16 protein-coding genes and 1 pseudogene are annotated in these 17,359 nt (G+C 63.0%); 8 read left to right on the top strand and 9 right to left on the bottom strand.

All coding sequences use genetic code 11. The annotated features are described in order from the left end of the window. The first annotated feature begins 159 nt into the window (after positions 1-159). Positions 160-522: a translation initiation factor Sui1 gene (locus IV109_RS06975; protein ID WP_296694217.1), complete on the top strand. Its 363-nt coding sequence runs from the start codon at positions 160-162 to the stop codon at positions 520-522. Between the two features lie 9 nt (positions 523-531). Then, positions 532-744 carry a DUF3820 family protein gene (locus IV109_RS06980; protein ID WP_296694219.1) on the top strand — a complete coding sequence of 71 codons (213 nt, stop codon included), beginning with the start codon at positions 532-534 and terminating at the stop codon, positions 742-744. A 28-nt stretch (positions 745-772) separates the two neighbouring features. On the opposite strand, the gene IV109_RS06985 is transcribed toward IV109_RS06980, so the two are convergent. Genes IV109_RS06985 through IV109_RS06995 form a run of 3 tightly spaced genes read right to left on the bottom strand, consistent with a single transcriptional unit; the run spans position 773 to position 3,796 of the window. After that, the gene (locus IV109_RS06985) at positions 773-1,669 is read right to left on the bottom strand and encodes an EamA family transporter (RefSeq protein ID WP_296694222.1); all 897 of its coding nucleotides are present in this window, start codon (positions 1,667-1,669) and stop codon (positions 773-775) included. Positions 1,670-1,702: 33 nt separating this feature from the next. Beyond that, on the bottom strand, positions 1,703-2,215 hold the full coding sequence (locus IV109_RS06990) for a methylated-DNA--[protein]-cysteine S-methyltransferase (protein ID WP_296694225.1): 513 nt from the start codon (positions 2,213-2,215) through the stop codon (positions 1,703-1,705). Between the two features lie 45 nt (positions 2,216-2,260). Further along, entirely contained in the window at positions 2,261-3,796 is a 1,536-nt protein-coding gene (locus IV109_RS06995) for an AlkA N-terminal domain-containing protein (RefSeq protein ID WP_296694227.1), read from the bottom strand. Between the two features lie 123 nt (positions 3,797-3,919). Here IV109_RS06995 and IV109_RS07000 point away from each other — a divergent pair, with 123 nt between their 5' ends. The 3 genes from IV109_RS07000 to IV109_RS07010 are packed head-to-tail and all read left to right on the top strand — an operon-like array spanning position 3,920 to position 7,660. After that, positions 3,920-5,302 carry a phosphomannomutase/phosphoglucomutase gene (locus tag IV109_RS07000; protein ID WP_296694233.1) on the top strand — a complete coding sequence of 461 codons (1,383 nt, stop codon included), beginning with the start codon at positions 3,920-3,922 and terminating at the stop codon, positions 5,300-5,302. Between the two features lie 7 nt (positions 5,303-5,309). Then, complete coding sequence (gene waaC, locus IV109_RS07005; protein ID WP_296694235.1) at positions 5,310-6,323, top strand: lipopolysaccharide heptosyltransferase I; 1,014 nt, start codon at positions 5,310-5,312, stop codon at positions 6,321-6,323. Then, entirely contained in the window at positions 6,320-7,660 is a 1,341-nt protein-coding gene (locus IV109_RS07010) for a 3-deoxy-D-manno-octulosonic acid transferase (protein WP_296694323.1), read from the top strand. The genes waaC and IV109_RS07010 overlap by 4 nt, the downstream gene beginning before the upstream one ends. Here the strand turns inward: IV109_RS07010 and IV109_RS07015 are convergent. The 6 genes from IV109_RS07015 to IV109_RS07040 all read right to left on the bottom strand — a co-directional run bounded on the left by IV109_RS07015 (position 7,628) and on the right by IV109_RS07040 (position 15,150). Then, positions 7,628-8,959 carry a TolC family outer membrane protein gene (locus IV109_RS07015; RefSeq protein WP_296694238.1) on the bottom strand — a complete coding sequence of 444 codons (1,332 nt, stop codon included), beginning with the start codon at positions 8,957-8,959 and terminating at the stop codon, positions 7,628-7,630. The genes IV109_RS07010 and IV109_RS07015 overlap by 33 nt on opposite strands. 71 nt (positions 8,960-9,030) lie before the next feature. Continuing rightward, the gene (locus IV109_RS07020; RefSeq protein WP_296694241.1) at positions 9,031-9,372 is read right to left on the bottom strand and encodes a rhodanese-like domain-containing protein; all 342 of its coding nucleotides are present in this window, start codon (positions 9,370-9,372) and stop codon (positions 9,031-9,033) included. A gap of 32 nt (positions 9,373-9,404) precedes the next feature. Beyond that, a complete protein-coding gene (locus IV109_RS07025; RefSeq protein ID WP_296694243.1) occupies positions 9,405-10,058 on the bottom strand; it encodes a protein-L-isoaspartate O-methyltransferase in 654 nt (217 codons plus the stop codon). Between the two features lie 41 nt (positions 10,059-10,099). Continuing rightward, positions 10,100-13,294, bottom strand: a complete 3,195-nt coding sequence (locus IV109_RS07030; protein ID WP_296694246.1) for an efflux RND transporter permease subunit — start codon at positions 13,292-13,294, stop codon at positions 10,100-10,102. A gap of 3 nt (positions 13,295-13,297) precedes the next feature. After that, positions 13,298-14,446 carry an efflux RND transporter periplasmic adaptor subunit gene (locus IV109_RS07035; protein WP_296694249.1) on the bottom strand — a complete coding sequence of 383 codons (1,149 nt, stop codon included), beginning with the start codon at positions 14,444-14,446 and terminating at the stop codon, positions 13,298-13,300. Further along, a complete protein-coding gene (locus tag IV109_RS07040; RefSeq protein WP_296694325.1) occupies positions 14,443-15,150 on the bottom strand; it encodes a TetR/AcrR family transcriptional regulator in 708 nt (235 codons plus the stop codon). The genes IV109_RS07035 and IV109_RS07040 overlap by 4 nt, the downstream gene beginning before the upstream one ends. Before the next feature lie 175 nt (positions 15,151-15,325). Between IV109_RS07040 and msrA the strand changes: the two genes are divergently transcribed. From msrA to IV109_RS07055, 3 genes and pseudogenes are all read left to right on the top strand, one after another. Next, a complete protein-coding gene (gene msrA, locus IV109_RS07045) occupies positions 15,326-15,868 on the top strand; it encodes a peptide-methionine (S)-S-oxide reductase MsrA (RefSeq protein WP_296694252.1) in 543 nt (180 codons plus the stop codon). Next, on the top strand, positions 15,865-16,545 hold the full coding sequence (locus IV109_RS07050) for an ATP-binding cassette domain-containing protein (RefSeq protein WP_296694255.1): 681 nt from the start codon (positions 15,865-15,867) through the stop codon (positions 16,543-16,545). The genes msrA and IV109_RS07050 overlap by 4 nt, the downstream gene beginning before the upstream one ends. Then, positions 16,542-17,303, top strand: a pseudogene (locus tag IV109_RS07055) (ABC transporter permease); the annotation flags it as partial. The gene IV109_RS07050 and the pseudogene IV109_RS07055, both read left to right, overlap by 4 nt. Positions 17,304-17,359: the final 56 nt, after the last annotated feature.

Genomic DNA, 17,359 nt, shown 5'->3' on the forward strand with positions numbered 1-17,359 from the left:
CAGCTCATTGCCAAACTCGCGCAGGTGGTCATTCGTGGAATATAACGGGCGTCCCTTAAGGCTACCTCGACTGCAAAGACTGGCACATCTGGTTGCGGCGGAAGCCACCCCCAGCTATCCCCGACAATAAAGCCTGCATTTTTCAAAATATTCACTCCCATGAAATCCCGATCCGCATCCGGTGGGCTGGTCTACTCCACCGACAGTGGGCGCATGTGCCCTGTCTGCCGCAAGCCGGTAAGCAGTTGTGTTTGCAGCAGTACGCCGGCGCGGCCTGCGTCCGATGGCGTGGTGCGCGTATCACGCGAAACCAAGGGCCGTGGCGGCAAGGGGGTGACGCTGGTGCGCGGGCTGGCGCTGGACCCCTTGGCCCTGGCGGCCTTGGGCAAGCAGCTCAAGACCGCCTGCGGCTCCGGCGGCACGGTGAAGGACGGCACGATTGAAGTGCAGGGTGACCACTGCGACCGCGTGATCGAGGCACTCAAGGCGCAGGGCTTTGTGGTCAAGCGCGCAGGTGGCTGAGGGCTGAGCTTGCATCCGGAAGACCTGCAACTGCTGGTGACGCGTGCGATGCCCTTTGGCAAGTACAAAGGGCGCCTGATCGCGGATTTGCCGGGTGACTACCTGCGCTGGTTTGCGCGCGAGGGCGTGCCCAAGGGCGAGATCGGCCGGCTGCTGGCGCTGATGCACGAGATTGACCACAACGGGCTCTCCGACCTGCTCAAGCCGCTGCGCCAGGGCTGAGTTTTTGTTCGCTCCCTGTGGGCGAAAACTAGCGTTTCAGTTTCAGCAGGCCAGCGGACAGGGCAGTGCCGCACACGATGATGGCACCGCAGAACAGCATCCATGGCGTGACTGCTTCACTCAGGAAGATCGTGCCATAAATCACCGCAAACACCGGCACCACAAAGGTCACCGAGAGTGAACGCGAGGGGCCCACGGTTTCGATCAGGCGAAAGTACAGCACGTAGGCCACGCCCGTGCACAGCACACCCACCCAGAGCAAGGCCAGCCAGGCGGTTGGGCCAGGATTGTGTGCTGGCCACAACCAGATGGTGGGCAAGGCCAGGCCCAGGGTGGCGCCGAGCTGGCTGCCGGTGGCGGTGACCAGGGTCGGCATGCCACTGAGGTAACGCTTGGTGAAGCTGGCCGAAAGGCCGTAGCACAGGCAGGCCACCAGGCAGGCCAGCACGGCCCAGCCCGTGGCCATGCCAGAGGCGTCGGGCTTGAAGCTGGCCTTGTCCCAAGCCAGCAGGGCAACACCGACAAAGCCGATCAACAGGCCGAGAATGCGCAGGCCGTGGGGCCGATCCTTGAGCCAGACCCAGGCCACCACCGCGCCGAAGAGGGGGGCCGTGGCGTTCAGAATCGAAGACAGGCCGGTGCTGATCGACAGCAGGGCAAAGGCGAGGCAGGCAAACGGAATGCCGGAGTTGAGCAGACCCACGAAGAAAACCATTTTCCAGTGCCGTGCCAGTTCCGGCCCCAGGCCGCGCCACAGCAGCATGGGCAGCAGAACCAGCGAGGCAATCGCGGTGCGCACCCCCGCGGTGGGCAGCGCGCCAAATTCATGCGCGCCCAGGCGGATGGCGAGGAAGGAGGAACCCCAGATCGCGGAGAGTAGAAAAAAGTCGGTTCGCCACGGTTTTGAGGGGGGAGGTGAATTCAAGGGATGCGCTTCAGGTTGGGGACGGCAGGATGGTCAGGCGGGCGGATGCTGAAAGGTTGCGCCTTCAAGTTGCAGCAGGGCAATTTTGCGTTCAATGCCCCCAGCGTAACCGGTCAGTGCGCCTGTGGCGCCGATCACGCGGTGACACGGGACGATGATACTCAATGGGTTGCGGCCCACGGCGGCGCCCACGGCGCGTACCGCCGTCGGTTTACCGATGGCGGCGCTCAGCGCGCCATAACTCCGGGTGGCACCGCTGGGTATTTTGAGCAGTGCGCGCCACACGTCCTGTTGAAAACGGGTGCCACCGTCAAGGCCCAAGGGCAGGTCAAAGGTAGTGCGCCGGCCGGCAAAATAGTCGGCCAGTTGTGCTTGGGCTTGTTGCAGTACCGGGTGATCGTTGGCCACGGGCCAGCCGGCGCTGTCGGGCTGATGGCGCTGGCCGTCAAACCACAGGCCCACCAGTTCCTTGCTGGCGGCGGCGAGGATGATGGGCCCCAAGGGGCTGTCGTAGCGGGTCTGCACGGTTGAGTCGGGGAATTTCATGGTAAATTGCCTCGTAGTTCTTATGGAATATACGTAGTTAGCTATTTATTTTGTAGCGGTCAGGGTGGCCCAGGCCCGGATCACCGCGTAGCTGCGCCAAGGCTGCCAGGCTTGCGAGGCGGCCTGTGCCTCCTTGGCCGGGGTCTTGCAGCCCTGCACGCCCAGCGCTTTGTGCAGGGCCACGTCGCCCGCCGGAAATGCGTCGGGCCAGCGCAGCGCGCGCATGGCCACATACTGTGCAGTCCAGTCGCCCACCCCCGGTAGCGCCTTGAGTGCCTCCACGGTGGCGTTCACATCGGCCCCGGCGTGCAGGGCGAGTTGCTGGTGGTGCACGGCGTTGGCAATGGCCTGGATGGCGGCCTGGCGTTGCTTGACGATGCCCAGTTGGCCCAGCGCATCGGCACTGGCCGTGGCCAGCGTTTCGGGGCTGGGAAACAGCCGGTTGAGTCCGGGAAAAGGCGTCTCCATCGGTTCGCCAAAGCGGGTGACCAGCCGGATGGCCAGCGTGCGGGCTGCGGCCACCGTGATTTGCTGGCCCAGCACGGCGCGCACGGCCAGCTCAAAGCCGTCCATGGTGCCGGGCACACGCAGGCCGTCGCCTTGTGGAAAACGTTCGTGCAGCAGGCTGTTGATGGCCAGGGGATCGGCATCCAGGTCGAGCAGGCCCCGCACCCGGGCCATGACCCAGGGCAACACGTCGCGCAGCGAATCGCTGATGCGCAGGTCCACCCGGCAGCGTGTTTCATCGAAGCGGACTTCCAGCCAGCCTGTAGCAAGGGTTTTGCCCGACTGAACCGCCACCGTACGGCGCAGGTGCCTGCCGTTCCCGCTAGTATTCACGTGTTCAAGGCCGGGAATTTGCCGTGTGCCGAAAAACTGCAGCATCGCGTCCACGTCATAAGGCGGACGGTAGGCCAGCCGGACGTGGATGCCGGGGTTGGCGGCGCTCCGCTGGGGGCTGCTGCCTTCGCGGCGCAGCCGGGTGGGTTGCAGGGCGTAGTGTTTGACAAACGCCGCATTGAAACGCCGCACGCTGGCAAAGCCGCTTAAATGTGCGACCTGGGCCACGGGCAGGGCGGTGTCGGTGAGCAGTTGCTTGGCGCTCAGCAGGCGCTGGGTTTGCAGGTACTGCAGGGGCGACACGCCAAACTGCGAATCAAAAATGCGGCGCAGGTGGCGGTCGCTCACGCCCAGGCGCCTGGCCAGGTGCTGCATGCTGGGTGTGTCGTCACCCCAGCCCTCGGGCGTGTCAAGCAGGCGGGCGGCCTGCACGGCCAGAATGCTGGAGGCGTCCTGGATCGACCAGGCCCTGGCCAGCGGCGTGCTGCCGAGCGCCGGTGTGCGCGGCGCGAGTTCCGGGCGGCAGCGCAGGCAGGGACGAAATCCGGCTTGTTCGGCCAGCGCCGCATGGCCAAAGAAGCGGCAGTTCTCGCGCTTGGGCGTGCGCACGCTGCACACGGGGCGGCAGTAAATGCCGGTGGAGGTGACGCCGGTGAAGAAGCAGCCGTCAAAGCGCGCGTCCCGTGCCTTGAGAGCCAGGTAGCAGGCGTCATCCAGGGGCTGTGCTTCGCGGGAGGTCATGCAGGGAATGATACGCGGGCAGGGCTTTTGAATTGGCCATTTTCGGACATGCTCTGCGACTTGTTGCCCGCCTACAATTCAGCCAGCCAGTCAGCAATGAAACATTTTTCAGGGAACCCCGCCATGCAGCTCTCCGCTTCCATTTTCAAAGCCTACGACATCCGCGGCATCGTGCCGAGCACGATCGATGAAGCGGTGGCAGAGGCTCTGGGCCGGGCCTTTGGCACGGTGGCGCGCAGCGAGGGGGAAACGACGGTTGCGGTGGGGCGTGATGGACGGCTCAGCGGCCCCGGTTTGAGTGCGGCGCTGGTGCGCGGGCTGGTGGCTTCGGGCATCGAGGTGATTGACGTGGGCATGGTCACCACCCCGATGCTGTATTTTGCCGCCAGCACCCTGTGCACCAGCGGCATTCAGGTGACCGGCAGCCACAACCCCAAGGATTACAACGGCTTCAAGATGGTGATGGGCGGGCGTGCCATTTATGGCGAAGAGATTCAGGCCCTGCGCCGCATGATGGAAGGCGAGAGCTGGTCACTGCTGCCCGGCGGCAAGATTCGCGAAGTGAACCTTCTGGAAGCCTACGCCGCCCGCATTGTGGGCGACATCCGGCTGGCCCGCCCGATCAAGGTGGTGGTGGATTGTGGCAACGGCATTGCAGGTGCTTCGGCCCCGGCCATTTTGCGCGCCATTGGCTGCGAGGTGACCGAGTTATACAGCGAGGTCGACGGCAATTTCCCCAACCACCACCCCGACCCGAGCAAGCCCGAGAACCTGCGCGACCTGATTGCCGCCCTGAAAGCCGGTGGCGCTGAATTGGGCCTGGCGTTTGACGGTGACGGCGACCGCCTGGGCATCGTCACCAAACAGGGCAACAACATTTACCCCGATCGGCAGATGATGCTGTTCGCACAGGACGTGCTGAGCCGCGCGCCCGGCGGCACCATCCTGTTTGACGTGAAGTGTTCGCAGCGTCTGGCGCCCGCCATTGAAGCGGCAGGCGGCAAGCCCCTGATGTTCAAGACCGGGCACTCGCTGATCAAGGCCAAGATGAAAGAGGTCAACTCGCCGCTGGGGGGTGAGATGAGTGGCCACATCTTCTTCAAGGAGCGCTGGTTTGGTTTTGACGATGGCACCTACGCCGGTTGCCGGCTGCTTGAGATTTTGAGCAAATCGCCTGATGCCAACGCCGTGCTCGATGCCTTGCCCACCAGCTTCTCCACGCCCGAGCTGAACGTGAAATGCGCCGAGGGCGAGCCGCACATCCTGGTCGACAAGCTGGTGGCTGGGGCGAACTTTCCCGCACCAGCGGTGCTGTGCACCATCGACGGTTTGCGGGTGGACTGGCCCGATGGCTTTGGCTTGATTCGCGCGTCCAACACCACGCCAGTGCTGGTGATGCGCTTTGAAGGGCACACCCCCGAAGCGCTGCACCGCATCGAGACGCAGATGCTGGCACTGCTGCGCACGGTCAAACCTGGTGCGGTGCTGGACGAGGCCTCGCATTGATCGCAGCATGAAGATTTTGATCGTCAAGCTGTCGTCGCTTGGCGATGTGGTGCACGCCATGCCGGCGGTGCAGGACATTCGCCGCGCGTTTCCCGAGGCCCGGATTGACTGGGTGGTCGAGCGCGGCTTTGCGCCCTTGGTGCGGCGCTGTGAGGGGGTGCACCGTGTCATCGAATGCGAGCTGCGGCGCTGGCGCAGATCGCCTTTTTCTGCGCAAACGCGTCAGGCCTGGCGCGGCTTCAAAACCGAGTTGCAGCGGGAGCATTACGACGCTGTGCTCGATTTGCAGGGCCTGAGCAAATCGGCGCTCATCTCCTGGCTGGCCCGGCTGGCGCCGCAAGGCAAGCGGGTTGGTTTGGGCAATCAGACTGAGGGTTCGAGTTTCGAGGCACCGGCGCGCTGGGTGGCCGACGTGTCCATTACCCTGCCGCCGCGGATTCATGCCGTGGCGCGTTCGCGCGAGTTGTGTGCCCGCGCCCTGGGTTATGCGATTCCGGATCAACAGTCTTTTGGGCTGAAGGCCCTCGTGGATCATGCACAGGTTGCTACTCAAAATATAGCAATCGAGATGCCCACTGCCAAGCGCGTGGTGGCGCTGGTGCATGGCACCTCGCGCGCCGACAAGCAGTGGCCTCTGGCCCACTGGCATGCGCTGGGCCAGCGCCTCAATGACAGCGGCTATGCCGTGGCCTTGCCGCACGGCAGCGATGCGGAGCAGCAGCATGCCCAGGCGATTGCCAGCGGCCTTTCCCAGGCTGTCGTTTGGCCTCGCCTGGGGCTGGATGCCTTGACCGATGCGCTGGCCCCCTGTGCCGGCGTGATCGGTGTGGACAGCGGCCTGAGCCACATCGCCGTGGCGCTGGATTTGCCGCATGTGCAGATCTACAACTTTGACACGGCCTGGCGTACAGGGCCTGCACCCTGCGCGCGTCAGCGCAGCGTGTTTGCGCAACCTGCGCCGTCGGTGGATGCGGTCTGGCAGGCATGGCTGGCCGTGACCGCTCCCGCCGTTACTGCATGATGCGCCTGCTGTATTCCCTGTTCATGTGGCTGGCCCAGCCCTTGGTGCGCCGCAAGCTGGCGCGCCGTGGCGTGCAGGAGCCCGGCTACCTGCACGCCGTGGAAGAGCGTTTCGGGCGCTACCAAGGCCAGCCGCTGGCAGATGGGGGCAACACGATCTGGATTCATGCCGTGTCGCTTGGCGAGACGCGTGCTGCGGCGGTGCTGGTGGCGCGCCTGCGTGAGCGCTTGCCGGGCATGCGCCTGTTGCTCACGCACGGCACGGCAACCGGCCGCGCCGAGGGCGCCACGCTGCTGCGCGAGGGCGATCTTCAGACCTGGCAGCCCTGGGACACACCGGGTGCCGTGCAGCGCTTTCTGCATCACTTCAAGCCCCGCATTGGCATCCTGATAGAAACCGAGCTCTGGCCCAATCTGGCCGCGGGCTGCCAGCAGGCCGGAGTGCCGCTGGTGCTGGCCAATGCACGGCTCAGTGACAAGTCACTGCGGCAGGCGCGCCGGCTGGCCTGGCTGGCGCGTCCGGCCTACCGTCGCCTGAGCGCGGTCTGGGCCCAGACGCAGGATGACGCCGCACGCCTGGCTGAATTGGGCGGCCCCGTGTGCGGGGTGTTTGGCAATCTCAAGTTTGACGCCACACCCAACCCGGCGCAGCTTGCCGCCGGCCGCGCCTGGCGCAGCAGCCTGGGCCGACCGGTGGTGATGTTTGCCAGTTCGCGGGAAGGGGAGGAAGACGCCCTGCTTCAAATTTTGAAGTCACATCAGGCCTCAGCCCTTGCCAAAAAAAATGGAGTCGCTATTGAATCAGTAGCAAACAGCATTCAATGGCTGATGGTGCCGCGGCATCCGCAGCGCTTTGGCGAGGTGGCTGCGTTGATCGAGTCCCATGGCTTTGCCGTGATGCGCCGCAGCGCTTGGGGTGAAGGGCTGCCGGTGCCGGATGAGTTTGGCGCCCCGGTGATCTGGCTTGGCGACTCTGTGGGTGAAATGGCCTTGTACTACGGTCTGTCTGACCTGGCCTTGCTGGGGGGCAGCTTTGCGCCGCTGGGTGGGCAAAACCTGATTGAGGCTGCCGCCTGCAGTTGTCCGGTGGTGATGGGGCCGCACACCTTCAATTTTGCGGAAGCGGCTGAGTTGGCTTTGGCCGCCGGTGCAGCGATCCGGGTACCGGGACTGCAAGGGGCTGTCGAGGTGGCTCAGACCTTGGTGAACGACCGCAGCAGACACGTTGCCATGGTGGACGCAGCCACCCGGTTCTCTGGTGCCAACCGCGGCGCGGTCGATAAGACCGTGGCCGCGGTGCTGGCCTTACTTGGCCAGCAGGGTGTTGATGCCCTGTAAATCGTCTGCTTTGAGCGTGCCATTGGCTTGGCGCAGCTTCAGGCTGCCCACCAGCACGTCGTAGCGCGCCTTGGCCAGATCACGTTTGGTCTGGAACAACTGGCTTTGCGAGTTGAGCACGTCGATATTGATCCGCACGCCCACTTGGTAACCCAGTTTGTTGGCATCCAGCGCGCTCTGGCTGGAGGCTTCGGCGGCTTCCAGTGCCTTGACCTGGCCTTGACCCGACAGCACGCCAAAGAAGGCTGTGCGGGTGCTTTGCGCCACGGCCCGGCGGGCACCTTCAAGGTCATTGCGCGCCTTGTCTTCCAGCGCCAGGGTTTCCTTGATGCGGTTTTGGGTGGAGAAGCCGGCAAACAGGGGCAGGTTGAACGACAGGCCAATGGAGCCCACGTTGACGCGGGAGCCGCCGACGGTGGTGCTGCTGCCATCGAGGTTCTTGACGGCGTTGTACCCGGCGGTCAGGTCCAGTGTGGGCTTGTGGCCAGCCTCCGCCTTTTTCGTCTCGAGCACCGCCACGTCCAGTGCAATTTGGGTTTGCTGGATGCTGGGGTGGCCGGCTTCGGATTGCTGAATCCACGCATTGACGTCATTGGGCAGCAGGGCAGGCAGGGCCAGTGGCTGCGCCAGCACCTTGGGCTTGATGTCGGTTTTGCCAACCAGTTGGTCCAATGCAATGCGTTTGACGCGCAAGTCGTTCTCGGCGGCGATTTCCTGGGCAATCACCAGGTCAAAGCGGGCCTGCGCCTCACGCGTGTCGGTGATGGTGGAGGTGCCGACTTCAAAGTTGCGCTTGGCTGACGCCAGCTGCTCGGCCACGGCTGCTTTTTGCGCCCGGACGAAGGTCAGGCTGTCCTGTGCGGCGAGTACGTCAAAGTAGCCCTGGCTGACGCGAACAATCAAATCCTGATCGGCCGCCGCCAATTGGGCCTGTGCCAAGTCCACCTGCTTGAGTCCCTGCTTGTAGCTGGCCCAGTTGCCCGGACGGTACAGCGGTTGCGAGGCACTGATGCCGGCGCTTCTGCTGCCAAAGGCACGCTCGCTGCTGGCGCCGACGTCAGGAATCACCTCCTGGTTGGACCGCGACTCGCCCAGCGACAGGCCTACCGTGGGCAGAATGGCGGCCTGGGCCTGGCTGGCTTTGGCCATCGTGGCGTCGTACTGCGATTTGGCCGACAGGTAGGACGCGTCAAAAACCCGTGCCGACTCGTAGAGGTCCACCAGGCTCTGCGCCCGCACAGGCAGGGCCAGTGTGGCACCGATGGCAACAAGCAGGGGTAGCAAACGAAACGTTTTCATAGTGGGCCTTGGGAAGTGATGGGCAGTGGCAAATAGGGAGGGTGCAATGGGGGTGGGCTGGAACGCGCGAATCAGTAGCGTGGGATGCCGGGGTCAAGCTCTGCCGACCACGCATTGATGCCACCGGCGATGTTGGCCACATGGGCAAACCCGCGTGCCTGCAAAAACGCGGCCACCTGCATGCTGCGTCCACCGTGATGGCACAGACAGGCGATCGGCCGTTCGGGGTCCAGCTCGTTCAGGCGCGGTGGGATCACCCCCATGGGTATGGTGATCAATTCAAATCCATCGGCCTTGACGCTGGCCATGGCCAGCTCGAAGGGTTCGCGTACATCCAGTACCACGGGCTCGCCATGCGTGCGCATGGTGTTCAGCCATGCGGACAGTTGGGAGGGGCGAACTTGGGCAATCATGGGCAAGGAGGTGCAGCGAGGTGGTGGCCCGCTTAAAAGTGAAAATGGGATGGTTCAGGAAAGTTCAGCAGGCGCGGCACCACGGTGTCCCAGGGATGGGTGGTGGTGAAGCCGGTTTCACTGGTACGTGTCACGATCGTGGCGCGCATGACGGGCTCTTCTCCCACAACGGTCACCAGGCGACCGCCCACCTTGAGCTGGGCCAGCAGGTGTTTGGGCACCTCGGCGACGGAGCCGCTGAGCATGATGACATCGAAGGGGCTTTCCCCGGGGGAGCCTTTGGCGCCATCGAAGTTGCGCACTTCAGCGTTGTGGATGCCGGCTTTTTGCAGATTGGCGCGGGCCATGGCCACCAGTTCGGGTTTGATTTCCAGTGAAATTACGCGTTGGGCGCGGTGTGCCAGCAGCGCTGCCATGAAGCCGGAACCAGCGCCGATTTCCAGCACTTTTTCGTGCTTCTGTACCGCGGCGTCCTGCAGCATGCGGGCTTCCACGCGGGGTGCGAGCATGAACTGGCCCTGGCCCAAGGGAATTTCCATGTCCACAAAGGCCAAGGCGCGGTAGGCGGCAGGTACAAAATCTTCGCGTTTGATCACCGACAGCAAGTGCAGCACCTCTGGATCCGCCACGTCCCAGGGACGGATTTGCTGTTCGATCATGTTAAAACGGGCTTGTTCCAAATTCATTCAGGTACTCCAGGGGGTCTATTAGCGCAATCTGCGAAATTTTACCCGGCAGTGTGCGCACTGCCGCTCCAGCGGCGGCGCGCCCATTGCGCCAGATCATCCATGTAGCAGTACACCACCGGCACCACCACCAAAGTCAGCAGGGACGAGGTGATGACGCCGCCAATCACGGCCTGGCCCATGGGTGCCCGCTGCTCGGAGCCTTCGGTCAGGGCAAAGGCGAGCGGCACCATGCCGAAAATCATGGCCAGTGTGGTCATCAAGATCGGACGCAGCCGCACCTTGGCGGCCATCAGCAGGGCTTCGTTGCGCGCCATGCCCGCAACCGGATTGCCATCTGCGTCGACACCGGGTTCACGGGCCCGAATCGCGAAGTCCACCAGCAAAATGGCGTTCTTGGTCACAAGGCCCATCAACATCACCACCCCGATGACCGAGAACATCGACAGCGTCGAGCGGAACATCAGCAGTGCCAGCACCACGCCAATCAGGGTCAGGGGCAGCGCCGTCATCAGTGCCAGGGGCTGCAGGAAGCTCTTGAACTGGCTGGCCAGAATCATGTAAATGAACACGATCGCCAGCACCAGGGCCGAGATCGCATAGCCAAACGATTCCGCCATGTTTTTGGTGGAGCCGCCAAACTGGTAGCGGTAGCCCGGCGGAAAGCTGATGCTCTCCATGGCCGTCTTAATGTCGGCCGAGACTTCACCGGCCGATCGGGCATAGACGTTGGCATTGATAGCCACTTCGCGGGTCAGGTCGCGCCGGTTGATCTGGTTGGGACCGGTGGAGTCTGTCACCGTGGCCACCTGGTTCAGCCGCACGATGCGCGAGCTGCCATCGGCGTTGCTGCCCATGGCGAAGGGTAGGCGCTGCAGGTCCTCGGGGCTGTTGCGCGCGTCAGGCGCCAGGCGCACATTCACATCGTAGGTCTGGTCGTCCGGTGCACGCCAGTTGCCCACCGTCTGGCCTGCAATCAAGGTTCGCAGCGCGCTGCCGATGGAGCCGGTGCTCAGGCCCAGGTCGGATGCGGCGTCGCGTTTGATCACGACATCCAGCGTGGGCTTGTCCGGCTTCACGCTGGAGTCCAGGTCCACCAGGCCCGGGATCGTGCGGATTTTCTCCATGACCAGCCGGGTGATGCGGTCCAGCTCACCCAAATCCGGTCCCTGCAGCGAGAACTCGACCTGTTTTTGACCCCCCACGGCGTCCAGCAGGCCCACGTGGGTCACGGTGATGCCGGGCACCTGGCGCAGGCGCTCGCGCAGCACGGCCGAGATCTCGTCCACATTGCGCTTGCGGTCCTTGCGGTCCACCAGGCGCACATAAATGCTGGCGTAGCTCTTGCCCGCAGCGTTGCCGGTGTTGATGGTCGCCAGCGTGTAGCGCACCTCGGGAAACTCGCGCAGAATGCGCTCGACTTGGCGCGATTTTTCTTCGGTCACTTCCAGGGAGGAGCCCATGGGGGTGTAAAAGTTGAGCGAGGTTTCCGAGAAGTCCGCCTTGGGCACAAATTCGGTGCCCAGCAGCGGCACCATGAAGATGCTGACGATGAAGATCACCACGGCCATGATCAGGGTTTTGATCTTGTGCACCAGCGCCCAACGCAGGATGGACTGGTAGGCCTCGATCAGCGAATCGGTGGCGCGGTCAAACAAACCGGTCACGCGGCCAATGGTCTTGTCGTAAAAAGTCACGGGCGGCCCTTTGCGGCCATGTTCCTCGATGCTAGGGTCGTGCCAGATGGAGGACATCATCGGGTCCAGCGTGAAGCTGACAAACATCGAGATCAGCACGGCGGCCACGATGGTGATGCCGAACTCGTGGAAGAACTTGCCGATGATGCCGCCCATGAAGCCGATCGGCATGAACACCGCCACGATCGACAGGGTGGTGGCCAGCACCGCCAGACCGATTTCCTCTGTGCCATCCAGCGATGCCTTGAAGGGCGTCTTGCCCATCTGCACGTGGCGCACGATGTTTTCCCGTACCACGATGGCGTCGTCAATCAGCAGGCCCACACACAGGCTCAGGGCCATCAGCGTGATCATGTTGATGGTGAAACCGAACATGTTCATGAACAGAAAGGTGCCAATCAATGCAATCGGCAAGGTCAATCCGGTAATCACGGTCGAACGCCACGAGTTCAGGAACAGGAACACGATCAGGATGGTGAGCAGGGCGCCTTCGATCAGGGTGCGGCGCACGTTCTCCACCGCCACGCGGATTTGCCGGGAGCCATCGGTGACCGGCTCCAGGCGAACGCCCGCGGGCAGCTGTGTCTTCATCTCGGCCACGGTTTTCAGCAGGCCGTCAATCACCGCAATCGTGTTTTCGTCCTGCGATTTCTGCACGCTCAGCAGAAGTGTGCGCTGGCCGTTGTAGAGCGCCAGTGTGTCAATTTCCTGGGCGCCGTCGGCCACTCGCGCTACTTGCTCCACGCGCACCGGCGCACCGCTCTTGCGTGCGACGATGATCTTGCCAAAGTCTTCGGGGCGTTGCATGCGGGCTTCGATCTGCACCACGCGCTCCTGTTCGCGGGAGCGAATGGCGCCTGCCGGCAGGTCCTGGTTTTCGTTGCGCACGGCATTCACGACCTGGTCGGGCGTGATGCCAAAGGCTTCCATCGCCTGGGGGTTCAGGTAGATGTTGATCTCGCGCTTGGTGCCGCCCACCACGGTGACCGATCCGACGCCGCGTACGTTTTCCAGGCGCTTTTTGAGGGTCTGGTCAGCCCAGTTGGTCAGCTCGACGTCCGACAGCGGTGGCGTGGTGGATTTGACGCCTTCTTTGGGGGTTTCAGGCAACACGGCCAGGGACCACACGGCGCGGCTGGCGGGGTCGAATCGAAGAACCCGTGGCTCCTTTACCTCGGTGCGCAGGTTGGGGCGGATGGTGCCCACTTTTTCGCGCACATCGTCGGCGGCCTTGCGACCATTGATGTGGAGCTGGAACTCGATGATGACGACCGACTGGCCTTCGTAGCTGCGCGAGGTCAGGGCATTGATGCCGGCGATGGAGTTGACGCCTTCCTCCACCTTTTTGGTGACTTCGCTTTCGACAATTTCAGGCGAGGCACCGGGGTATTCGGTGGTGATGACCACCACGGGCAGATCGATGTTGGGGAACTGGTCCACTTGCAGGCGCTGGTAGGAGAACAGGCCCAGCACCACGATGGCCAGCATGACCATGGTGGCGAAGACGGGGTTGTGAAGGCTGACGCGGGTGAACCACATGGTTTATTTGCCGCTTTGGGTTGGTGCCGCAGCGGGTGTGAATTTCACAGCCGTGCCATCGCGCAGGGGCCCCACGGTACCGGCGATCACCATGGCATTCTCTGCCACACCTTTCACGGCAACCATGGTCTGGCCCTCCACCTCGCCGCGTCCGCCCATCTCAACCAGCTGGTGCACCACTTTCTGGTCACTCACCAGCTGCACATAGGGCTGCGGCTTGTCGGTGCGCACGGCATTCAGTGGCACCGCCAGGGCCTGGACCTTTTCGGTGTCCAGCGTACCCTGTGCAAACAGGCCCTGGCGCAAGCCAGGGGCCGCATCCACAGCCAGGTAGATCAGAACGGCGCGGCTACCGGCCACGGTACTGGGGTTGATGCGAACCACCCTGGCATTCACCGGCTTGGCGGTGCCTTCAATCTGCAGACTTGCGCTTTGTCCCACGCGCACCGAGACCGACTCGCTGGCGCTCAGGCTGGCTTCGAGTTCCAGGCGGGAGAGGTCGACAATTTCCACGATGCGCCCGTCAATGGCCACGCGCTCGCCGGGTTGCGCCAGACGCTGCGAAATCACCCCGCCGATGGGGGCGCGCAGCACCGTGTCCTCCAGGGATTTGGTGGCGACTTCGGCACCTGCCTGGGCGGCGCGGTAATTTGCCTCTGCCGAGGCCAGGCTGGCTATCGAGGTGTCCAGCGCAGTTTTGGAGATAAAGCCCTGGTCCACCAGGGAGCGGTTGTTGTCAAAGCTGCGCTTGGCAATATCCACCTGGGCCTTGGCGGATTCGGCTTGCTGCTGCGCCTGCTTCACCCGGGCCAGGAATTCGGTGGAATCGATCCGGGCGACGATCTGTCCGGCCTTCACCAGGTCGCCTTCACGCAGGGTCAGGCCTTGCAGTTCGCCGGCCACGCGGGCCTTGACGATGGCACTGTTGACGGCCTTGAGAGCGCCCGACAGCGCTAGGCCTTGCGACAGCTCGCGGGTTTTGGCCGTGACCACATCCGAAGCGCCCAGTTCCACAACCGTTTGCGCACGCTGGGTGGCCAGCGCCGCCACGGTGGCCTGCTGGGCCTTGCGCGCAGACAAAGCGCGCAACACGCCCAGGACAAGCAACACGACGACCAGGGCGGCAACCGCCCATTTCAACCAGCGTTTCATAAAGAGGGATGTCCTTGGGTTGGAGTAGGAGAGGGGGGCCGCACACGCAGCCCGTCGAGAATGGTTTGGACCTGCACTGCGAGAAATTCCTCGGGTACCACCTGGGAGGCTTCGGAATCGTCGAAGCAGGCAGCCTTGGAGCGCATCAAAATCTGCAGGAACAGCATCGGTGCCAGCACTGTGTATACGCCGTACTTCATATCAATGGGCACGAATTCGCCACGGTCCACTCCGCGCTGCAAAATTCGGCGGATCAGATTGTGGGCAGGCTGGATCACCTCATGCTGGTAGAAAGCAGCCAGTTCGGGAAAATTTTCGGCTTCGCTGAGCATCAGCTTGGTGATACCCGAGGCTTTGGAGTTGCCAAGGCGTTCCCACCACATCTTCATGCAATAGCGCAGCATATCCGGCGTACTGCCTTCAAAAGAATCGAATTCGGCATTCCATTCGGAGAAGCGGCCCGAGATGTTTTCCCGTACCACGGCCTTGAAAAGCTCTTCCTTGCTCGCAAAATACAGAAACAGCGTCCCTTTGGAAACACCGGCGCGCCGCGCTACTTCTTCGGCGGTGCTGGCGGCGAAGCCTTTTTCCACAAACAGGTCCAGGGCCGCAGCCAGCAACTCGCCCGGACGCGCTTTTTTACGGCGTTCGTGTTTGGCGGGGGTGGCCGGCTTGGCGCTGCAGAGGAGCTTGGAGAGGGACATTAAATTAATGACTAATTGGTTATTAATGTAGCTTCCAGGGGAGGGGCTGTCAATTGGCGAACGGGCGACCTTGTGTAAATTTGCGCAAAGCCGGGGCTGTGGCGAACCCTGCCTGCGGCGACGCGTAAGATGCCCTCGGTCGACTCGACCCATAGTTTTGAATGGAGAAACCCCCATGTCTGATTCCCTGCAAACCATTACCCTGGGTGGCGGCTGCTTTTGGTGCACCGAGGCCGTCTTCGTCGGCGTGAAGGGAATTGAAGATGTGGAAAGCGGCTACAGCAATGGCCGCACGGTCAAGCCCAGCTACGAGCAGGTGTGCACCGGTGCCACGGGCCACAACGAAGTTGTCAAGCTGGCGTTCGATCCGGCGCAGATCAGCCTGCGCGAGATTCTGGAAATCTTCTTCGTCATCCACGATCCCACGACCTTGGATCGACAGGGCAATGATCGCGGCACGCAGTATCGCAGCGGCATCTATTTCTCGACACCCGAGCAGGAGGCGATTGCCAGAGAGCTGATTCAGGAGATCGCGCAAAGCGGTGTCCTGGGCAGCCCGATCGTGACCGAAGTCCTGCCCGTGAACAACTACTGGCCTGCCGAGGACTATCACCAGGACTTTTTTGAAAACAATCCTGGCCAGGGCTACTGCGTGGCCGTGGCCGCACCCAAAGTTGCCAAATTCCGCAAGACCTTTGCCCGGCTGGTGAAGCCTTGATTTCTTCGCGCGCTCTTCAATATCGGTACGCGAACGGCCCCACGCTGGATTTCCCGGATCTGGAGGTGCCGCAGGGCGGTGTGCTGCTGCTGCGCGGGCGTTCGGGCTCGGGCAAGTCCACCTGGCTGGCGCTGGCTGCCGGTTTGTTGACGGCCACGGGCGGTGCCCTGGCCGTGGCGGGACAGCCTCTGGACACACTCAAGCCTATGGCGCGCGATGCCTGGCGGGCGAGGGCGATTGGTTTTTTGCCGCAAAAGCTGCATTTGAGCGAGGCCTTGACGGTTGAAGGCAATCTGGCACTGGCCTACTTTGCCGCGGATCTGACCGAAGATGCTGCAGCAATTCAGCGCGCGCTGCAAGCCTTGGGCGTGGCCGACCTGGCCCGACGCAAGCCCGCGCAGCTCTCGGGTGGCCAGGCGCAGCGTGTGGCCCTGGCCCGTGCCGTGCTGCTGAGCCCCAAGGTCATCCTGGTGGATGAGCCCACCGCCAGTCTGGATGACGAGGCGGCCCTTGACGCGTTGAATCTGCTCAAGGCCAGCGCCCAAAGGTGCGCAGCCACCCTGGTCATCGCCACCCACGATGCACGGGTTGTGCAGGCCTTGCCGCAGGCGCAGATGGTGAAATTTGAAGGTAAAAGTGTCGCAAACCCCTCGTCAGATATGCGTAGTAAGCTATGAAAATAATAGCATTATCCTTTCGCTACCTGTGGTCGCGCCCGCTGGCGGCGGGACTTAACCTGTTGCTGCTGTCGCTCGGTCTGGCGTCCATCACCCTGGTGCTTCTGGTTTCCGAGCAGATAGACCGCGCTTTTGAGCGTGATCTGGCCGGCATTGACCTTGTAGTGGGTGCCAAGGGCAGCCCCATGCAATTGATTCTGGCCGGTGTGTTCCATATGGATGTGCCACCCGGCAATATCCCGCTGGCCGAGGTGCAGGCCTTGCAAAAGGACCCGCGTGTGGCCAAGTTGATCCCACTGAGCCTGGGCGACAGCTTTCGGGGCTTTCGTCTTGTGGGCACCTCTGCGGACTACATCAGCCACTACGGTGCCACGCTGGCACAGGGCGTGCTGTGGCGTGGGGCGATGCAGGCCGTGCTGGGGGCCGAGGTGGCGCTGAAAACCGGCATGACGGCCGGCGACACTTTCATTGGCTCGCACGGGCTGGGCGGCGGGGGGCATGCGCATGGCAACAATCCTTACCAGGTGAGTGGCGTGCTCAAGCCCTGCCAGTGCGTGCTGGACCGGCTGATTCTGACGGCCACCGAATCCGTCTGGCAGGTGCATGAAAAAGCCCATGCAGATGACGAGGAAGACCGCAAGGCCATGGCGGAAGAGCGTGAAATCACATTGGCGCTGATTCAGTACCGCAGCCCGCTGGCAGCGGTCACCCTGCCGCGCTATGTCAACACCAGCACCGGCATGCAGGCCGCCGCGCCGGTGAACTGACCCCCAGAAGTTGGACAAACTTCAGAGGGTTTCATGGCAAAGTACAA

Origin of the sequence: Rhodoferax sp. (assembly GCF_018780565.1) — a bacterium.
Lineage (GTDB): Bacteria > Pseudomonadota > Gammaproteobacteria > Burkholderiales > Burkholderiaceae_C > Rhodoferax.